This is a genomic window from Streptomyces sp. NPDC052114, from assembly GCF_040680155.1.
Lineage (GTDB): Bacteria > Actinomycetota > Actinomycetes > Streptomycetales > Streptomycetaceae > Streptomyces.
Window position 1 is genome coordinate 17,828 of the sequence record NZ_JBFAWC010000019.1, and the last position, 14,517, is coordinate 32,344.

General features: G+C 73.3%; 13 protein-coding genes. 11 read left to right on the forward strand and 2 right to left on the reverse strand.

Going from position 1 to position 14,517, the window contains the following annotated elements:
- Window positions 1–6: 6 nt before the first annotated feature.
- Both AB0L89_RS32905 and cynR read right to left on the reverse strand, forming a co-directional pair.
- Window positions 7–522, reverse strand: coding sequence for a lytic polysaccharide monooxygenase auxiliary activity family 9 protein (locus AB0L89_RS32905; protein WP_365149274.1), 516 nt, complete (start codon window positions 520–522; stop codon window positions 7–9).
- Window positions 523–617: 95 nt separating this feature from the next.
- Window positions 618–1,562 (reverse strand): transcriptional regulator CynR, encoded by a 945-nt coding sequence (gene cynR, locus AB0L89_RS32910; RefSeq protein WP_365149277.1) that lies wholly within the window; start codon window positions 1,560–1,562, stop codon window positions 618–620.
- Window positions 1,563–1,708: 146 nt separating this feature from the next.
- Between cynR and AB0L89_RS32915 the strand changes: the two genes are divergently transcribed.
- From AB0L89_RS32915 to AB0L89_RS32965, 11 genes are all read left to right on the forward strand, one after another.
- Window positions 1,709–2,305 carry a carbonic anhydrase gene (locus AB0L89_RS32915; protein WP_365149280.1) on the forward strand — a complete coding sequence of 199 codons (597 nt, stop codon included), beginning with the start codon at window positions 1,709–1,711 and terminating at the stop codon, window positions 2,303–2,305.
- Window positions 2,306–2,412: 107 nt separating this feature from the next.
- Window positions 2,413–2,883: a cyanase gene (gene cynS / locus AB0L89_RS32920; RefSeq protein ID WP_365149283.1), complete on the forward strand. Its 471-nt coding sequence runs from the start codon at window positions 2,413–2,415 to the stop codon at window positions 2,881–2,883.
- Window positions 2,884–2,950: 67 nt separating this feature from the next.
- Window positions 2,951–3,715 (forward strand): aminoglycoside adenylyltransferase family protein, encoded by a 765-nt coding sequence (locus AB0L89_RS32925; RefSeq protein ID WP_365149286.1) that lies wholly within the window; start codon window positions 2,951–2,953, stop codon window positions 3,713–3,715.
- Between the two features lie 186 nt (window positions 3,716–3,901).
- Window positions 3,902–5,230, forward strand: coding sequence for an extracellular solute-binding protein (locus AB0L89_RS32930; RefSeq protein ID WP_365149289.1), 1,329 nt, complete (start codon window positions 3,902–3,904; stop codon window positions 5,228–5,230).
- Entirely contained in the window at window positions 5,227–6,195 is a 969-nt protein-coding gene (locus tag AB0L89_RS32935; protein WP_365149292.1) for a sugar ABC transporter permease, read from the forward strand. The genes AB0L89_RS32930 and AB0L89_RS32935 overlap by 4 nt, the downstream gene beginning before the upstream one ends.
- A gap of 13 nt (window positions 6,196–6,208) precedes the next feature.
- Window positions 6,209–7,021 carry a carbohydrate ABC transporter permease gene (locus tag AB0L89_RS32940; RefSeq protein ID WP_365149295.1) on the forward strand — a complete coding sequence of 271 codons (813 nt, stop codon included), beginning with the start codon at window positions 6,209–6,211 and terminating at the stop codon, window positions 7,019–7,021.
- 60 nt (window positions 7,022–7,081) lie between these two features.
- A complete protein-coding gene (locus tag AB0L89_RS32945) occupies window positions 7,082–10,294 on the forward strand; it encodes an alpha-mannosidase (RefSeq protein ID WP_365149298.1) in 3,213 nt (1,070 codons plus the stop codon).
- A 46-nt stretch (window positions 10,295–10,340) separates the two neighbouring features.
- Window positions 10,341–12,059 (forward strand): hypothetical protein, encoded by a 1,719-nt coding sequence (locus AB0L89_RS32950; RefSeq protein ID WP_365149301.1) that lies wholly within the window; start codon window positions 10,341–10,343, stop codon window positions 12,057–12,059.
- Entirely contained in the window at window positions 12,056–12,919 is an 864-nt protein-coding gene (locus AB0L89_RS32955) for an ROK family protein (protein ID WP_365149304.1), read from the forward strand. The genes AB0L89_RS32950 and AB0L89_RS32955 overlap by 4 nt, the downstream gene beginning before the upstream one ends.
- A 50-nt stretch (window positions 12,920–12,969) precedes the next feature.
- Window positions 12,970–14,037 carry a LacI family DNA-binding transcriptional regulator gene (locus AB0L89_RS32960; protein WP_365149307.1) on the forward strand — a complete coding sequence of 356 codons (1,068 nt, stop codon included), beginning with the start codon at window positions 12,970–12,972 and terminating at the stop codon, window positions 14,035–14,037.
- 101 nt (window positions 14,038–14,138) lie between these two features.
- Window positions 14,139–14,507 (forward strand): hypothetical protein, encoded by a 369-nt coding sequence (locus AB0L89_RS32965; protein WP_365149310.1) that lies wholly within the window; start codon window positions 14,139–14,141, stop codon window positions 14,505–14,507.
- Window positions 14,508–14,517 lie beyond the last annotated feature (10 nt).

Consider the following 14,517-nt stretch of genomic DNA (forward strand, 5'->3'; position numbering starts at 1 on the left):
TCGGTGTCAGCCCTTGATGTTGACGTCGATGCAGGCGTAGAAGGCGTTCGCGGTGTCCGCGATGTTCCACACCGCGAGCACCTTCTGCTTGCCGGAGAGGCCGCCGAAGTCGACGTTGTGGGTGACCGTCTCGCCCGGCTGCGCTCCGCCGTCGTCGAACTCCGCGATCTTGTTGCCGCCGACGAAGTACTGCCAGGTGCTGGTGCTGTGACGTGCCGTCAGCTTCCAGCTGAAGTCCTGGGAGCCGCCGACGTCGGTGACCCGCCAGCCCTTGCTGTCGTCGTCGAGCTCGGAGAAGCGCGAGTTGCCGCCGCTGCAGGTCGTCTGGCCCTTGGGGCCCTCGACGCTCTGCGGCTCATGGGTGATCTCGCCGCACGACACGGTCCCGGCCGCACACTGTGCCTGGCGGCTCGGGGGCGCGTTGACATAGCCGTGGGCACTGGCCGGGGAGACCGAGGCCAGGACGAGGACGGGCGCGAATCCCGCGCCGACGGCGGCGGCCAGTTTCCTTTTCGAATACATCTCTGCTCCCTCTGGGTGGGGGGATGAGGGGGAAGGGGCAACCGGGCGCCTCGGTCGACTCATTGGCCTAGACCTTAGTTGTTGTCAGGATTCCGTCAACCCTTCAAGTGATGTTCGTGGGGCGGGAGTTGTTCGGGAGGGTCTGCGCGGTGCTGCGTGCGCGACCAGTCGCGCGTCAGCTCCGTGAAGGCGCGCGCGGCGGCGGTCCGATAGCCGTTCTCCCTGCTCAGCAGGGTGACCGTCCGGGCCGGCAGGGGCGGGTCGAGCGGGATGGTGCGCAGTCCGGGGCGGTCGCGGGTGAGGGCGTCGGGCAGGACCGTGGCGAGCGGTGTGTGCCGCACGATTTCCGTGAGCGCGTTGATCGAGGTGGCCTCCACGGCGACGTCCGGCCGCACCTCGTGCCGGGCGAAATGCGCGTCGATGTGCACGCGGGTGGCGAAGTCGCCCGAGAGCAGGGCGAGTCGGGTGGCGGCCAGCTCGGTCAGGGGCAGGGGAGCGGTGCGGCCCGCCGCCGGATGGAGGTCGCCCACCACGAGGCTGAGCGTCTCGGTGAACAGGTCCGCCGCGGACAGGCCCGGCAGGTGCGCCCCGTGGAAGGCGATGCCGAGGTCGAGCTCGTCGGCGAGCAGGGCGGGCTCGATGCGGTCCTGCGGCAACTCCCGCAGGAGCAGGGCGATTCCTGGGTGGCGGTCGTAGAGCCGCGCGGTGAGCGGTCCGACGAGATACGTGGTGAACGTCGGCGTGACCGCCAGGCGCAGGGTGCCGCGGGACAGGTCCCTCACGTCGTGCACGGCGCGCTCGGCGGCGGCCAGGTCCTGGAGTGCCCGCCGGGCATGGGGGAGGTAGGCGGCGCCGGCGTCGGTGAGCCGCACCGCCCGCCCGCTCCGGTCCAGGAGCGGGACGCCGACGGCGCGCTCCAGCTGCCGGATCTGCTGGGACAGCGTCGGCTGCGAGATGTGCAGCTCCTCCGCCGCCCGCGTGAAGCTGCCGTGCTCGGCGACGGCGAGGAGGTACCGCAGGTGACGCAGTTCAGGGGCCATGCCGCCCACTATAGATGTCATCGATAGAAGTCATGGTCAGTGCGTCTTGGACTCTATAGGTGCAGGTCATGCAGGGTGGATCTCGCCGACCCCACGGACGTGACCCCCGAGCCCGTGGGGCGGCCCCATCGAAGGGAGTGAGGACCATGCGAGACCTCGCGGCGGGAGTGCGGCGTTTCCAGCAAGACGTCTTCCCGGCCAAGGCGCAGCTGTTCGCGGGCCTGGCCGACCGCCACGCGCCGGACACGCTGTTCATCGGCTGCTCCGACGCCCGCGTCGTGCCCGAGCTGATCACCCAGCGCGAGCCGGGCGAGCTGTTCGTCGTCCGCACCGCCGGCAATCTCGTCCCGGCCCACGCGCCGGACGCGGACGGCATCGCCGCGAGCGTCGAGTACGCGGTGGCCGTCCTCGGCGTCCGGGACGTCGTGGTGTGCGGCCACTCGGCCTGCGGCGCGATGACCGCGCTCGCCGAGCGCAAGGACCTGAGCGGCGCACCGGCCGTCGCGGGCTGGCTGCGCCACGCGGACGCCGCCGTGGCCCGCATGCCCGACGCGGCGACAGGGCCGGAGCGCGTGGCCGCCCTCGTCCGCGAGAACGTCCTGGCCCAGTCGGCCAACCTGGCCACGCATCCGTCCGTGGCCCGCGCCCTGGCGCGAGGCACGCTCACGCTGCACGGCTGGGTCTACGACATCGCCACCGGCGCCGTCGAAGAACTCACCCCGGCCGCCGCGCTCGCGGCCTGAACCGCCCCTCGCCTCCCGGGGCCCGCTGCCGCCCCCGCGGCACGCCCCCCTCACCCGTGGCCCGCGTCGCCCGACCCGTGGCCGAACCCCCGAAAGGAACCCCTGTCATGACCCAGGCCCAGTTCGACCCCACCGCCCGCCAGAACCTCGCCGTCGTCGCCGTCGAGGCCAAGGTGCGCAAGGACCTGTCGTGGGAGCAGATCGCCGACGCCGCCGGTCTGTCCGTCGCCTTCGTCACCGCCGCGGTCCTCGGCCAGCACGCCCTGCCCGCGCCCGCCGCCCGCTCCGTGGCCGACCTGCTGGGCCTGGACGACGACGCGGTGACGCTGCTCCAGACGATCCCGACCCGCGGCTCGATCCCCGGCGGCATCCCGACCGACCCGACGATCTACCGCTTCTACGAGATGCTCCAGGTCTACGGCACCACGCTCAAGGCCCTGGTCCACGAGCAGTTCGGCGACGGCATCATCAGCGCCATCAACTTCCGGCTCGACGTGAAGAAGGTCGCCGACCCCGAGGGCGGCGAGCGCGCGGTCATCACGCTGGACGGCAAGTACCTGCCCACCAAGCCGTTCTGACCCGACCGGCGGCCGGGCCCGGGGGCGTATGTCTACGATGCGGGCGGCAGCTACGGATGGAGTGACAGTGACGCAGACCGATGACGTCGTCCGCCTGGTCCGCGAGGTCTTCGACGCGGAGGGCGTCGTCGGCGTGTACCCGCACGGTTCGGCCGTCCTCGGTGGCCTGCGCCCCCACAGCGACCTGGACGTCTTCGTCGTCGCGCGGCGGCGCACCACGGCCGGACAGCGGCAGGCCCTGACCGACGGGCTGCTCGCGATCTCCGGCAGCGGTGCGCCCGGCGAGCCGCTGCGGCCCGTCGAGCTGACCGTCGCCGTCCAGGACGACATCCGCCCCTGGACGTATCCGCCCCGCTGCGAGTTCCAGTACGGCGAATGGCTGCGGGACGCGTACCTGCGGGGCGAGACGCCCGAGCCCGGGCCGAGCCCCGACCTCGCACTCCTCGTCACGATGGTGCTGCGGGGCCGGGCGGCCCTGGTGGGACCGGAGCCGGGCCGGGTGCTCGACCCGGTCCCGCCCCGCGACGTCACCCGCGCGATGGCCGCGGGCGTCCCCGAACTGCTCGCCGAACTCGACACCGACACCCGCAACGTCCTGCTCACGCTCGCCCGCATCTGGACGACGCTGGCGACGGGGGACATCAAGTCCAAGGACGGCGCGGCCGATTGGGCCCTCGCCCGCCTGCCCGCCGAGCACCGGCCGGTGCTCGCCCGCGCCCGCGCCGTCTACCTCGGGGACGAGCAGGAGCGCTGGGAGGACCTGCTGGCGCAGGTGAAGCCGCATGCCCAGTACGTCGTGGGGGAGATCGAGCGCCTGACTCCGCGCGACTGAAGGGGCGTACGGGGTGCGCGACTGAAGAGGCCTACGGGGCAAGGGAGTTGGAAGGGCGTACCGTCCCCCGCCCCTCCGTGCGGCCCCTCGACGCGAACCATTGACATCCGGCGCACCCGCGGTGATGCTCCATGACGCCCGTGTTAACGATAACAACGGGCTGAGGCACGCCTGAGGGAGTCATCCATGTCAGGTAGTCGTCACCCCTCGCCGGTCGGTCCGGCGCCCTGGCCACGCGGCCCGAAGAACCCGGTGGCCCGCCGCACCCTGCTCCTGGCCGCCGCGGCCGCTCCCCTCGCCACCGCCTGCGGCACCGCCGAGGGGCAGCCCCCGGGCCGGGTCGCCGTCCTCGGCGACAGCGCGGCGTGGGAGAAGCCGATGGCCGCCGCGGGCGCGGCGATGAAGTCGGTGGCGGCGCTCCGTCTGGTGCCCGAGGTCAACCCCTCCCTGGAGTCGTTCGAGCAGATCGTCAAGTCGTCGCTGCGGACCAGCAAGACGCCGGACATGCTCAAGTATTGGTCCGGCTACCGCCTGCAGGACCTCGCCCGCACCGGCGGCATCGTCGACCTGACCCGCCAGTGGGACCGCGCCGTCGCCAAGGGCTGGGTCGACCCCTCGCTCCGCGACGCGTTCACCTACCGCCGGCGTGTCTACGGCCTGCCGATGAACCTCGCCTACTGGGTGCTCTACTACAACCCCGAGGTCTTCCGCGAGAACCACCTGAAGGCACCCCGGACCTGGGACGACTTCCTCACCGCCTGCGCGCGTCTGAAGAAGGCCGGCGTCACCCCGCTGCACGGCACGGCCGACGGGCGCTGGCCCTCCTTCATCTGGTTCCAGGAGATCCTCAGCCGCCAGGACCCCCGGTTCTACCAGGAGCTGATGAACGGCCGCGAGCGCTACACCGACCCGCGCGCCGAACGCGCCCTGCGCACCATCGCGTCCTTCTTCGACAAGGACTGGTTCACGCCCATGGACATGAACCACAACGACGCGGCCGCCGCGATGCTGCACGGCAGGGTCGGCATGGTGCCCTGCGGCACCTGGCTCGGCTCCACCCTGGCGGCCGCCGGAGGCAAGCCGGGCAAGAACGTCGGCGCGTTCGTGCTGCCCATGGCCGACCCGAGGGCCCGCCCCAGCGTCATCTTCGAGTCCAGCGCCCTCGTCGCCACCGTCAAGGGCCCCGACCGTACCGAGGCGTTGAAGGCGACCGGGACGTGGCTGCACCCCGAGGTCATGACCGCGTTCTCGCACACCCTCCAGGACGGCTGTCCCAACCCCGAGGTCGAGCCCGCGAACCCCGTGATCGAAGGACTCGCGGAACAAGTGCGCGGCGACAAGCTGTGGCTGCTCAACCGGTTCTGGGAACAGGGCCCGCCCGAACTGGTCGAGGCGACCGTCGACGACCTCGCCGGGTTCCTGCTGAACCCGTCCTCGTACCGCACGACGCTGCGCACCATGCAGGACCGCGCCGACGAGGCGTGGCAGGTGTGGCGGGAGGCGGAGGAGACATGACCGAGACCGTGACCTCCGCGCACGGCACCGCGAAGCCCGTGCGCCGCCGGGTGCCGGTCCGTACCCCGCACCAGGCCGCGAAGGCGGGCGGCGGCAGGCTCGGCGGCCCCCTCGCCGCCCTGCCCTGGGCGCTGCCCGCCTTCGTGTTCGTCGGTGTCCTCCTCGTCTATCCCTTCTTCCGCGGTGTCTACGGCAGCTTCTTCGAGGACAACGGCTTCACCAGCAGCTTCACCGGGTTCGACAACTACGCGCGGCTCGCCGACGACCCCGTCTTCGGCCGGTCCGTGCTCAACACCCTGATGTGGGTGGCCGGCACGCTGCTGCTGCCGGTGCTCGCCGGACTCCTCATCGCCGTGGCCACGCACCGGATGCGGTTCGGCGGCATCGCCCAGCTCGTGATCGTGCTGCCGTTCGCCGTCTCGGGCGCCGCCACCGCCGTCCTGTGGAACTTCATGCTGACCTCCGACGGCGCGGTCAACCAGGTGCTGCGCGGCATCGGCCTGGACGGATGGGCGCAGACCTGGCTTCTTGAGTGGCCGCAGAACACCCTCGCGATGATCGTCGCGAGCACGTGGCAGGCGACGGGACTGAACGTGGTCCTCTTCGCGATCGGGCTGCGCGCCATCCCGCGCGAGACCGTCGAGGCCGCCGAACTGGACGGCGCGAGCGGCTGGCGCATGTTCCGGTACATCACCCTGCCCCAACTGCGGGCCGTGACCGTCGTGGTGGTCGGCATGGCCATCGTGAACAGCCTCAAGGCCTTCGACATGATCTGGATCCTCACCAAGGGCGGCCCGTCCCGCTCCTCGGAGACCCTCGCCCTGAGCATGTACCGCGAGACGTTCCGGCTGTTCCACGTGGGCTACGGCTCGGCGATCGCGCTCGTGCTCTCGGTGATCGTCGTCGCCTCGTCCTGGATGTATCTGCGCCGCCAGATGCCCGACACCGGCACGGCGAAGAGCTGAGGAGGGGAGTCGCATGGGCCGCGCGGTACGCAACGTCTTCGTCGCCGGGTGCGTGGTGCTCTGGCTGGTCCCGCTGTATCTCCTGATCGTCAACGCCCTGACTCCGGCGACCGAGTACGCGGGCAGGCCCGAGTGGACCGTCCAGGGCTTCGCCCTGTGGGAGAACGTCGAGACCGCCTGGGACGTGGCGGGCATCGGCGAGAGCTTCCAGGCCTCGCTGCTCTACGCCGTCGTCTGCGGCCTGGTCGCCGTCCTGGTCGCGGCGATGGCGGCGTTCGCGGTCGTCGTCCTGCCCATCCCGAGGCCCGCGTTCTGGTTCTGGCTCATCTACTCCGGCACGCTCTTCCCGCTCCAGATGTTCCTCGCGCCGCTCTTCGGCCTGTACGCGGACGCGGACCTGTACGACACCAGGCTCGGCCTGATGCTCGTCTACACCGCGTGGGCGGTGCCCTTCGCCTTCTTCCTGATCCGCAATCAGATGACGCAGATGTCCCCGGAGCTGACGGAGGCCGCGCTGATCGACGGCGCCTCCTTCCGGCGGATCTTCTGGCGCATCCACGTGCCGCTGATGAGGGCGGGCCTCGGCGCGGCCTTCCTCTTCCAGTTCACGGCCGTGTGGAACGACCTGCTGCTCGGCATCACCCTCAGCCGCAGTCCCGACGTCCAGCCGGTCATGGCTGCCCTGACCACCCTCAACAACGCCTACTCCTCCTCCGGACCGCCCGTCATCCTGGCTGGCGCGCTGATCGTGTCCGTGCCGACCCTCCTTCTCTTCCTGGTGTTCCGCGGCCTGTTCCTGCGCGGCATCACCGCGTCCGCCCGCTGACCGAGCACACCGCATCCGCCCGCTGACCCGACCACACCGCCTTCCCCGGGAGCGATCCGCATGACGACACGGGCACTGGTCCGCACCACCGACTGGGACAACGACCGGATACGCGACAGTCTGCGCTCCAGTGTGGTGAGTGCGGAGGGCGGCCTGACGGACGGCACCACGCTGCGGCTGACCGAAGAGCCCCTCCTGCGCCGCGCCGACGACGGCACGCTCCTGCAGTCCTTGTGCGTCGAGCCCGTCAACGGCGCGGTGATTCCGGCGGAGTTGAGCGTACGTACGGAGTCCGGCGCCGCCCTGCGCTGCGAGCGTGTCGCCGGGCCCGGCCGCTCGGTGCGGCTCCTGCTGCCCGCCGTCGAGTCCGCCACCCGCGTCACCGTCGGCCTCCCGGGTGCGCGCGACGGCATCGACGTACCGCTGACCCCGCAGCGCCAGTGGACCCTGCACCTGGTCCACCACTCCCACCTGGACATCGGCTACACCGATCCGCAGGGCCGCGTCCTCGCCGAGCACCTGTCGTTCCTCGACTCCTGCCTGGAGCTGACCCGCGCCACCGACGACTGGCCCGCCGAGTCACGGTTCCGCTGGTGCGTCGAGTCGCTGTGGTCCTTCCGGCAGTGGGCGCGGGCCCGCCCCGCCGAGCAGGTCGAGGAGTTCGTGCGCCGGGTCCGCGAGGGCCGCATCGAGCTGACCGCGCTGCCGTTCAACCTGCACACCGAGACCTGCTCCACCGACGAACTGCACGAACTCCTGCGCCTGGCCCGCGAGGTGCGCGACGAACACGGCGTCGAGTTCACCTCCGCCATGCAGACCGACGTGCCCGGCGCCGTCGTCGGACTCGTCGACGCGCTCGCGGCAGCGGGCGTCAAGTACCTCTCCGTGGCGCACAACTGGGCCGGACGCTCCGTGCCCCACCTCGTGGGCGGCGAGAAGCTGCCCCGCCTCTTCCGGTGGCGTGCCCCCAGCGGCAACAGCGTCCTGGTGTGGGTCACCGACACCCCGCACGGCCTCGCCTACATGGAAGGCCCCCTGCTCGGCTTCGACACCGCCTACGCCGACGTCGACGACCTGCTGCCCGCCTACCTGACCTCCCTGGCGACCAACCCCTACCCCTACCGGGGCGGCATCTTCGGCTGGGCCATGGACCAGACCGAGGTCAAGCGCGAGCCCTACCCCTGGGACGTGCTCCACCTGCGCGTCCAGGGCAAGTTCGGCGACAACGCGCCGCCGCGCCGCATCATCGCCGACACCGTGCGCCGCTGGAACGAGACCTGGGCCTATCCGCAGCTGCGGCTCTCCCGCAACGAGGACTTCTTCACCGACGCCGAGACCCGGCTCGGCGGCGAGATCCGCACCTTCGAGGGCGACTGGACCGACTGGTGGGTCGACGGGGTCGGGTCGGGGGCGCGCCCGCTGTCCCTGGCCAGGACCGCCCAGTCCGTGGTCGCCGACGCCCAGACCATCGGCACGTTCGCCGCCCTCCTCGGCGCCACGGGGGCCGAGGACGACAGCGCGGACGCCGCCGGGGTCTACGAGGCGGTGTCGCTCTTCGACGAGCACACCTGGGGCGCCGGCGACCCGTGGACCCACGGCGACGAGGGCGGCCACTCCGGCGAGCACCAGTGGCACTGGAAGTACGGCCAGGCGATGCGCGCCCACGACGACGGCGAGGCGCTGCTGGCCCGCGCGAGCGCCCGCCTGGGGCAGCGGCTCGCGGCCTCGCCGGACGCGGCGGCCACGTACCACGTCGTCAACACCTGCTCCTGGCCGCGCACCGACGTCGTCCGTGTCTTCCTGCCGGAGAGCACCGTGCCCCTGGCGCGGCGGGTGACCGTCCTCGACGCCCGCGACGGGCGCCCGCTGACCCACGAGGAACAGCAGCAGACCAACGACGACCACCGCGACGCCGGACGCTTCCTGCTGGTCCGCGTCGACGACGTACCGGCTGCCGGTACGGTCCGCCTGGACGTCGTCACCGCGGCCGACGACGCCTGCGAGGACACGCGGACCACCGGCGTCAAGGCCGCCACCGGCTGGAACCCGACCGGCGGCACCGAACGGGAGGACCCCGCCGAGTCCGCCGCCGAGGCGCTCGCGCACCCCGACCCCACCCTCCTGGAGAACGAGCACTTCGCCGTCCGCGTCGACCTCGCGCGCGCCTGCGTCGCCTCCGTCGTCGACAAGCGGACCGGCCGCGAACTCGTCCGCGCGGACGCGATGGTCGGCTTCAACGGCTACGTCCACGACAGCTACACCACCGCGGGCGCCTTCAACCACAACTCCAGCCGCACCACGGCCTCCGACCGTCTCGAACACCTCGGCGCCCGCGCCGTCGCCCCGCCCGCCGCGCTCATCGCGCGGCGCTCCACGGCCACCGCCGAGTCCCTCACGTACGAGACGCGCCCGGCCGGCGCCAACCGGCTGCGCACCACGCTCACCCTGCCGCACGGCGTGGCCCGCCTCGACATCGAGAACCGGCTCGACAAGGACGCCCGGCTCGGCAAGGAGAGCGCCTACTTCGCGTTCCCCTTCGCCTTCGACGACCCGGCCGTCCGCATGGAGGCCTCCGGCGGTGTCACCGGCAGCGGCCTGCCCGTCGTGCCGGGCTCCGCGCTGCACATGCGGGCCGTGCGGCGCTGGGTGACGCTCCAGGAGGACGGCCTCGCGGTGGCCTGGTCCACCCAGGACGCGCCCCTCGTCCAGTTCGGCAACATCGCCCTGCCCTACGCGCCGTTCCCCCGGACGATGGCCCACGACGAACCCGCCACCGTCTTCTCCTGGATCCACAACAACCTCTGGGACACCAACTTCCCGAGCGAGCAGGGCTTCGAATTCACCTACCGCTACAGCCTGGCCAGCGGCTCCACCGCCGACGGCCTCGGTCCGCAGACGGCCGCGGCCTGGAGCCGCCCCCTGCGCGCCGTCCGGGCCAGGGGGCTCCCGGGCGGCGCGCGCGACGGGCACCGCTTCGCCGACGTCGGCGACCCGCGGATCCGGCTCGTCGGCGCCACCGTGCCCCGGCCCGGCCAGGTCCTGCTGCGGCTCCAGTCCTTCGCCGGGGAACCAGTGGCCTGCCCCGTGCGCGCGCACTTCCCGGTCACCGCCGCACACCGTGCCGACTACCTCGGCACGCCCGGCGGCCCGCTCGCCCGCACGGACGGCGAGGTGACACTCGACGTGCCCGCGCTCGGCACCGCGGCGGTCCTCCTCACCCGCCCCGGCGCCGCGGATTCCGCGCGCTCCTCGGCTCACTTCGTACGTCCCTGAAGACCGCCCCGAACACTGTTCCCGTACGCCGCACGAAGGAGAACGTGTGTACCGGCTCGACCCCCGCTATGCCCCCGCGCCGGGGACCGTCCTCGCCACCGGCTGGCGGGCCGTCGCCGCCCGACTGCCGCACGGCCGCACGACCGTGGCCGTCGACGGGCCCCCGACGGTGGACTGGGACGCCCTCGCCGCCCGGCTCACCGAGGAACTGGCCGCGCTCGGCACCACCGTGCGCACTCTCGACCTGCGCGCCCACCACGCCCCGCCCGCCGAGGTGCGCCGCCGCACCGAATCCGACGAGGACGCCCGGGACCCGTACTACTGCCGGCTCGCCGACACCCCGCTGCGCGACCTCTTCGACGACCTGCCCCGCCCCGCCCCGCCGACGGCCCACGAACTGCTGCTCGTCCACGGCCCCGGCGCCGCGCTCCTGCCGCACGACCTGCTCTGGTACGCCGACCTGCCCAAGCGGTACGCGGAGGCCGCCGTCGCCGCCGGTACCGGACACAACCTCGGACTGCCCCGCGAGAAGGGGGAGTTGCGGCGCCTCTTCTACGTCGACTGGCCCGTCCTCGACCGCCACCGCGACGCACTCGCGCCCCGCCTCGACGCCTGGCTCGACGTCCAGGACGGCGACCGGCCCACCTACGTCGACGGCCACGGCCTGCGCGCCAGTCTCGCCGCACTCGCCCGCCGTCCGGTGCGCACCCGCCCCTACTTCAACTCCACGCCCTGGGGCGGACACTGGGCCCAGCGGCGGCTCGGCTTCGCCCCCGGCGCGCGCAACACCGCCCTCGGCTACGAACTCATCGCCCCCGAAGCGGGCGTCGTCATCGGCACCCACGCGCACCAGCAGGCCGAGATCCCCTTCCAGCTGCTGTGCGTCCTGCACCCCGAGGACATGCTCGGGCCGCGGGTCAGCGCACGCTTCGGCACCTCCTTCCCGATCCGCTTCGACTACCTCGACACCATGGGCGGCGGCAACCTCTCGGTGCACTGCCACCCCAAGGAGCCGTACATGAAGGAGCGGTTCGGCTGGTCCTACACGCAGCACGAGACGTACTACATGACGCGCGTCGGCCCGGACACCCGTGTCTTCCTCGGCCTGCGCGAGGACGCCGACCCGGACCGCTTCCGCAAGGAGATCGAGAAGGCCGCGCACGACGGGGTTCCCATGGACCCCGAGGACCACGTCATGACCTTTCCCGCCGAGCGGGGCCGCCTCTTCATGATCCCGGCGGGCACCCCGCACGCCAGCGGCGCGGGCAACCTCGTCCTGGAGATCAGCGCCACCCCCTACCTCTACTCCCTGCGCTTCTACGACTGGCTGCGCCCCGACGCCGACGGCAGGCCCCGCCCGCTCCCGTACGAGCACGGCCTCGCCAACCTGGAGACCGGCCGCCGCGGCGACGCCGTCGCGCGCGACCTCGTGCAGGAACCGCGCACGCTGCGCGAGGGCGCGGGCTGGCGCGAGGAACTCCTGGGCGCGCTCCCGGAGATGTTCTACGAGGTGCGGCGCCGCACCCTGGAGACGGACGCCGTGGCCCACGACGACACCGCGGGCCGCTTCCACGTGCTCAACGTGGTCGAGGGGGAGGGCGTCATGCTGACCACGGCGACGGGGGAGCGGCACCCGCTGTCGTACGCGGAGACGCTGACGGTGCCCGCGGCGGTCGGCCCCTACCGGCTGGCGGCGATCGGCGAGGGGCCGGTCCGGGTCGTCAAGGCGCTGGTGCGGCTCGAACCGCCCCGCGAGCACGCATGAGACCCGTCCTGGAGATCGGCGGCACCCATGTGACCGCGGCCCTCGCCGACCCCGCGACGGCCGAGGTGGCCCGGCGGGTGCGCCGCCCGCTCGACGCGCGGGGCAGCGCCGAACAGATCCTCGGCGCCGTCGTCCGCTGCGCCGGCGAACTGGCCGCCCCGGCGGGCCTGGCGTGGGGCGTCGCCCTGCCCGGCCCCTTCGACTACGACCGGGGCATCGCCCGCTTCCGGGGCGTCGGCAAGTTCGACGACCTCTACGGCATCGACGTACGGAAGGTCCTTCTCGACGGCATCCGGCCGCGCCCCGGGCACGCGGTGTTCCTCAACGACGCGCACGCCTTCCTGCTCGGGGAGTGGCGTTCGGGCGCGGTGCGCGGCCACCACCGGTGCGTGGGCATCACCCTGGGAACGGGCGTCGGTTCGGCCTTCGCCGTCGGCGGCGCCGTCCGCCGCGAGGGCCCCGGCGTGCCCCCGCAGGGCCGCGTCGACCTGATCACGGCGGGCGGCAGGCCCCTGGAGGAATCGGTGTCGCGGCGGGCGATCCTCGCGCGCTACGGCGTTGTGGCGGACCGCGCCCTGGACGTGAGCGACGTCGCGGACCGCGCCCGTTCCGGGGAGCGGCGGGCGCGGGACGTCCTCGACGACGCGTTCACGACGCTCGGCGCCGTGCTCGCCCCCTTCCTGCGGGAGTTCGACGCGACGTCGCTCGTCGTCGGCGGCGCCATGGCGGCCTCCTGGGACCTGCTCCGTCCCGCGCTGCGCGCCGGGCTGGGGGATACTCCGGTCACGCTGCGCGTCGCGGCGCTCGGCGCGGACGCGGCGCTCGTGGGTGCCGCGGCGCACGCCGCCGCCGTGCCCTGAGCCGACGCGGTGCGCCCCCATGCCGTACGGAACGGAAGGACACCCGCACCATGCCCGGACCGCAGGATCCGCACGGCGGCCGGCCGCGGCGCGACCCCAAGAGCGGTCAGCCCACCCTGCGGGACGTCGCCGAGCGCGCCGGCGTCAGCGCGATGACGGCCTCCCGCGTGCTGCGTGACGACCCGCAGGTGCTGCCCGCGACCCGCGAGCGGGTCCGCGCCGCTGCCGCCGCCCTCGGCTACCGTCCGAACGAGGTCGCCCGCAGTCTGCGGCTCGGCCGCGGCAGCGGTCTGGTCGGACTCGTCGTCACCAACCTCGCCAACCCCTTCTACTCGCGCCTCGCCCTCGGCGTGGACTCCGTGGTCGCCGAGCACGGCCTCAAGACCGTCATCGGCAACACCGGGCAGGACCCGGACGCCGAGCGGGAACTCGTCGCCGACCTCGTGGCCCGCCGTGTCGACGGCATCATCGCCGTGCCCGCGGGCGCCGACCAGCGCCACCTCGCCGCGGCGGTGTCCGACGGCGTGCCGGTGGTGCTCGCCAGCCGCCCGCCCGAGGGCTTCGCCGCGGACTGCGTCCTGGTCGACGACTTCGGCGGCGCCCGCGCCGCGACGGCCCGCCTCCTGGACCGGGGCCACCGGCGCATCGGCTTCATCGGGTCACCGCCCGCCGTCCACACCGGCACGGAGCGGCTGCGCGGCTACGCGGCCGCCCTCACCGGGGCGGGCCTCGCCGTCGACACCCGTCTCGTACGCCAGGGCCAGACCGAACCGGCCGAGGCGACGCGCGCGGCGGCCGCACTCCTCGACCTGCCCGACCCGCCCACCGCGCTGTTCTGCTCCAACAACCGCAACACGATCGGCGCGTTCCGCGCGATCCGGGCGCTGGGCGCCGCCGGCGGCCCGGACGTCGCCCTCGCCGGCTTCGACGACTTCGAACTCGCCGACGCGCTCGGACTCGCCCTGACCCTCGTCGCGTACGACAGCGACGAACTCGGCCGCGCGGCGGGCCGGCTCCTCGCCTCGCGCCTCGCGGAGCGGAGGTCCGGGCCCGACGCCCCGCCCCGCCCGCCGCGCCGGATCGTGGTGCCCACCAGCCTGGTGGACCACGGAATCTGATGTTTCCGCGAAACGCGGAACGGTCCGGGGTGCCCGGTACGTTGAGCAGGGCGGGGCCACGCCGTGCGCACCCGACGAGCACCGAGGGGACGGGGGTACGCGTGCCGCAACAGAGCCGCTCCGCGCGCCTGGCCGTGTCCGCGCTGTCGTTCGTCGTCACGGTCCTCGCCCTGTTCGTCCCGTCCGCCCAGGCGTACGGCACGCCGGGCGAGGGACCGCTCGCCCCGTCCGCGGTGACGGCGCACGCCGAGAAGGCGCCGGGACCGCACGACATTCCCGCACTCCACGTCGTCGTCACGCACCGGCCCGACGCCCACATCCCGGGACCGCAGCCGGGCCCGCCGCGCACGGCCGTCGACACGGCGCCGCACCGCACCCTGGGCGGGCCCGACCCCCGCCCCTCGGCCGCGCCCGCGCCACCGCTGTGGGCGGTCGCGTCCGCCGCCCCGCGCGGCCCTCCCCACCGATGAGCACGCAGAC

Excerpts from the sequence above, each read along its gene's own strand:
- AB0L89_RS32905 (WP_365149274.1), bottom strand. The coding sequence starts at position 522 with ATGTATTCGAAAAGGAAACTGGCCGCCGCCGTCGGCGCGGGATTCGCG.
- cynR (WP_365149277.1), bottom strand. The coding sequence starts at position 1,562 with ATGGCCCCTGAACTGCGTCACCTGCGGTACCTCCTCGCCGTCGCCGAG.
- AB0L89_RS32915 (WP_365149280.1), top strand. The coding sequence starts at position 1,709 with ATGCGAGACCTCGCGGCGGGAGTGCGGCGTTTCCAGCAAGACGTCTTC.
- cynS (WP_365149283.1), top strand. The coding sequence starts at position 2,413 with ATGACCCAGGCCCAGTTCGACCCCACCGCCCGCCAGAACCTCGCCGTC.
- AB0L89_RS32930 (WP_365149289.1), top strand. The coding sequence starts at position 3,902 with ATGTCAGGTAGTCGTCACCCCTCGCCGGTCGGTCCGGCGCCCTGGCCA.
- AB0L89_RS32935 (WP_365149292.1), top strand. The coding sequence starts at position 5,227 with ATGACCGAGACCGTGACCTCCGCGCACGGCACCGCGAAGCCCGTGCGC.
- AB0L89_RS32940 (WP_365149295.1), top strand. The coding sequence starts at position 6,209 with ATGGGCCGCGCGGTACGCAACGTCTTCGTCGCCGGGTGCGTGGTGCTC.
- AB0L89_RS32945 (WP_365149298.1), top strand. The coding sequence starts at position 7,082 with ATGACGACACGGGCACTGGTCCGCACCACCGACTGGGACAACGACCGG.
- AB0L89_RS32955 (WP_365149304.1), top strand. The coding sequence starts at position 12,056 with ATGAGACCCGTCCTGGAGATCGGCGGCACCCATGTGACCGCGGCCCTC.
- AB0L89_RS32960 (WP_365149307.1), top strand. The coding sequence starts at position 12,970 with ATGCCCGGACCGCAGGATCCGCACGGCGGCCGGCCGCGGCGCGACCCC.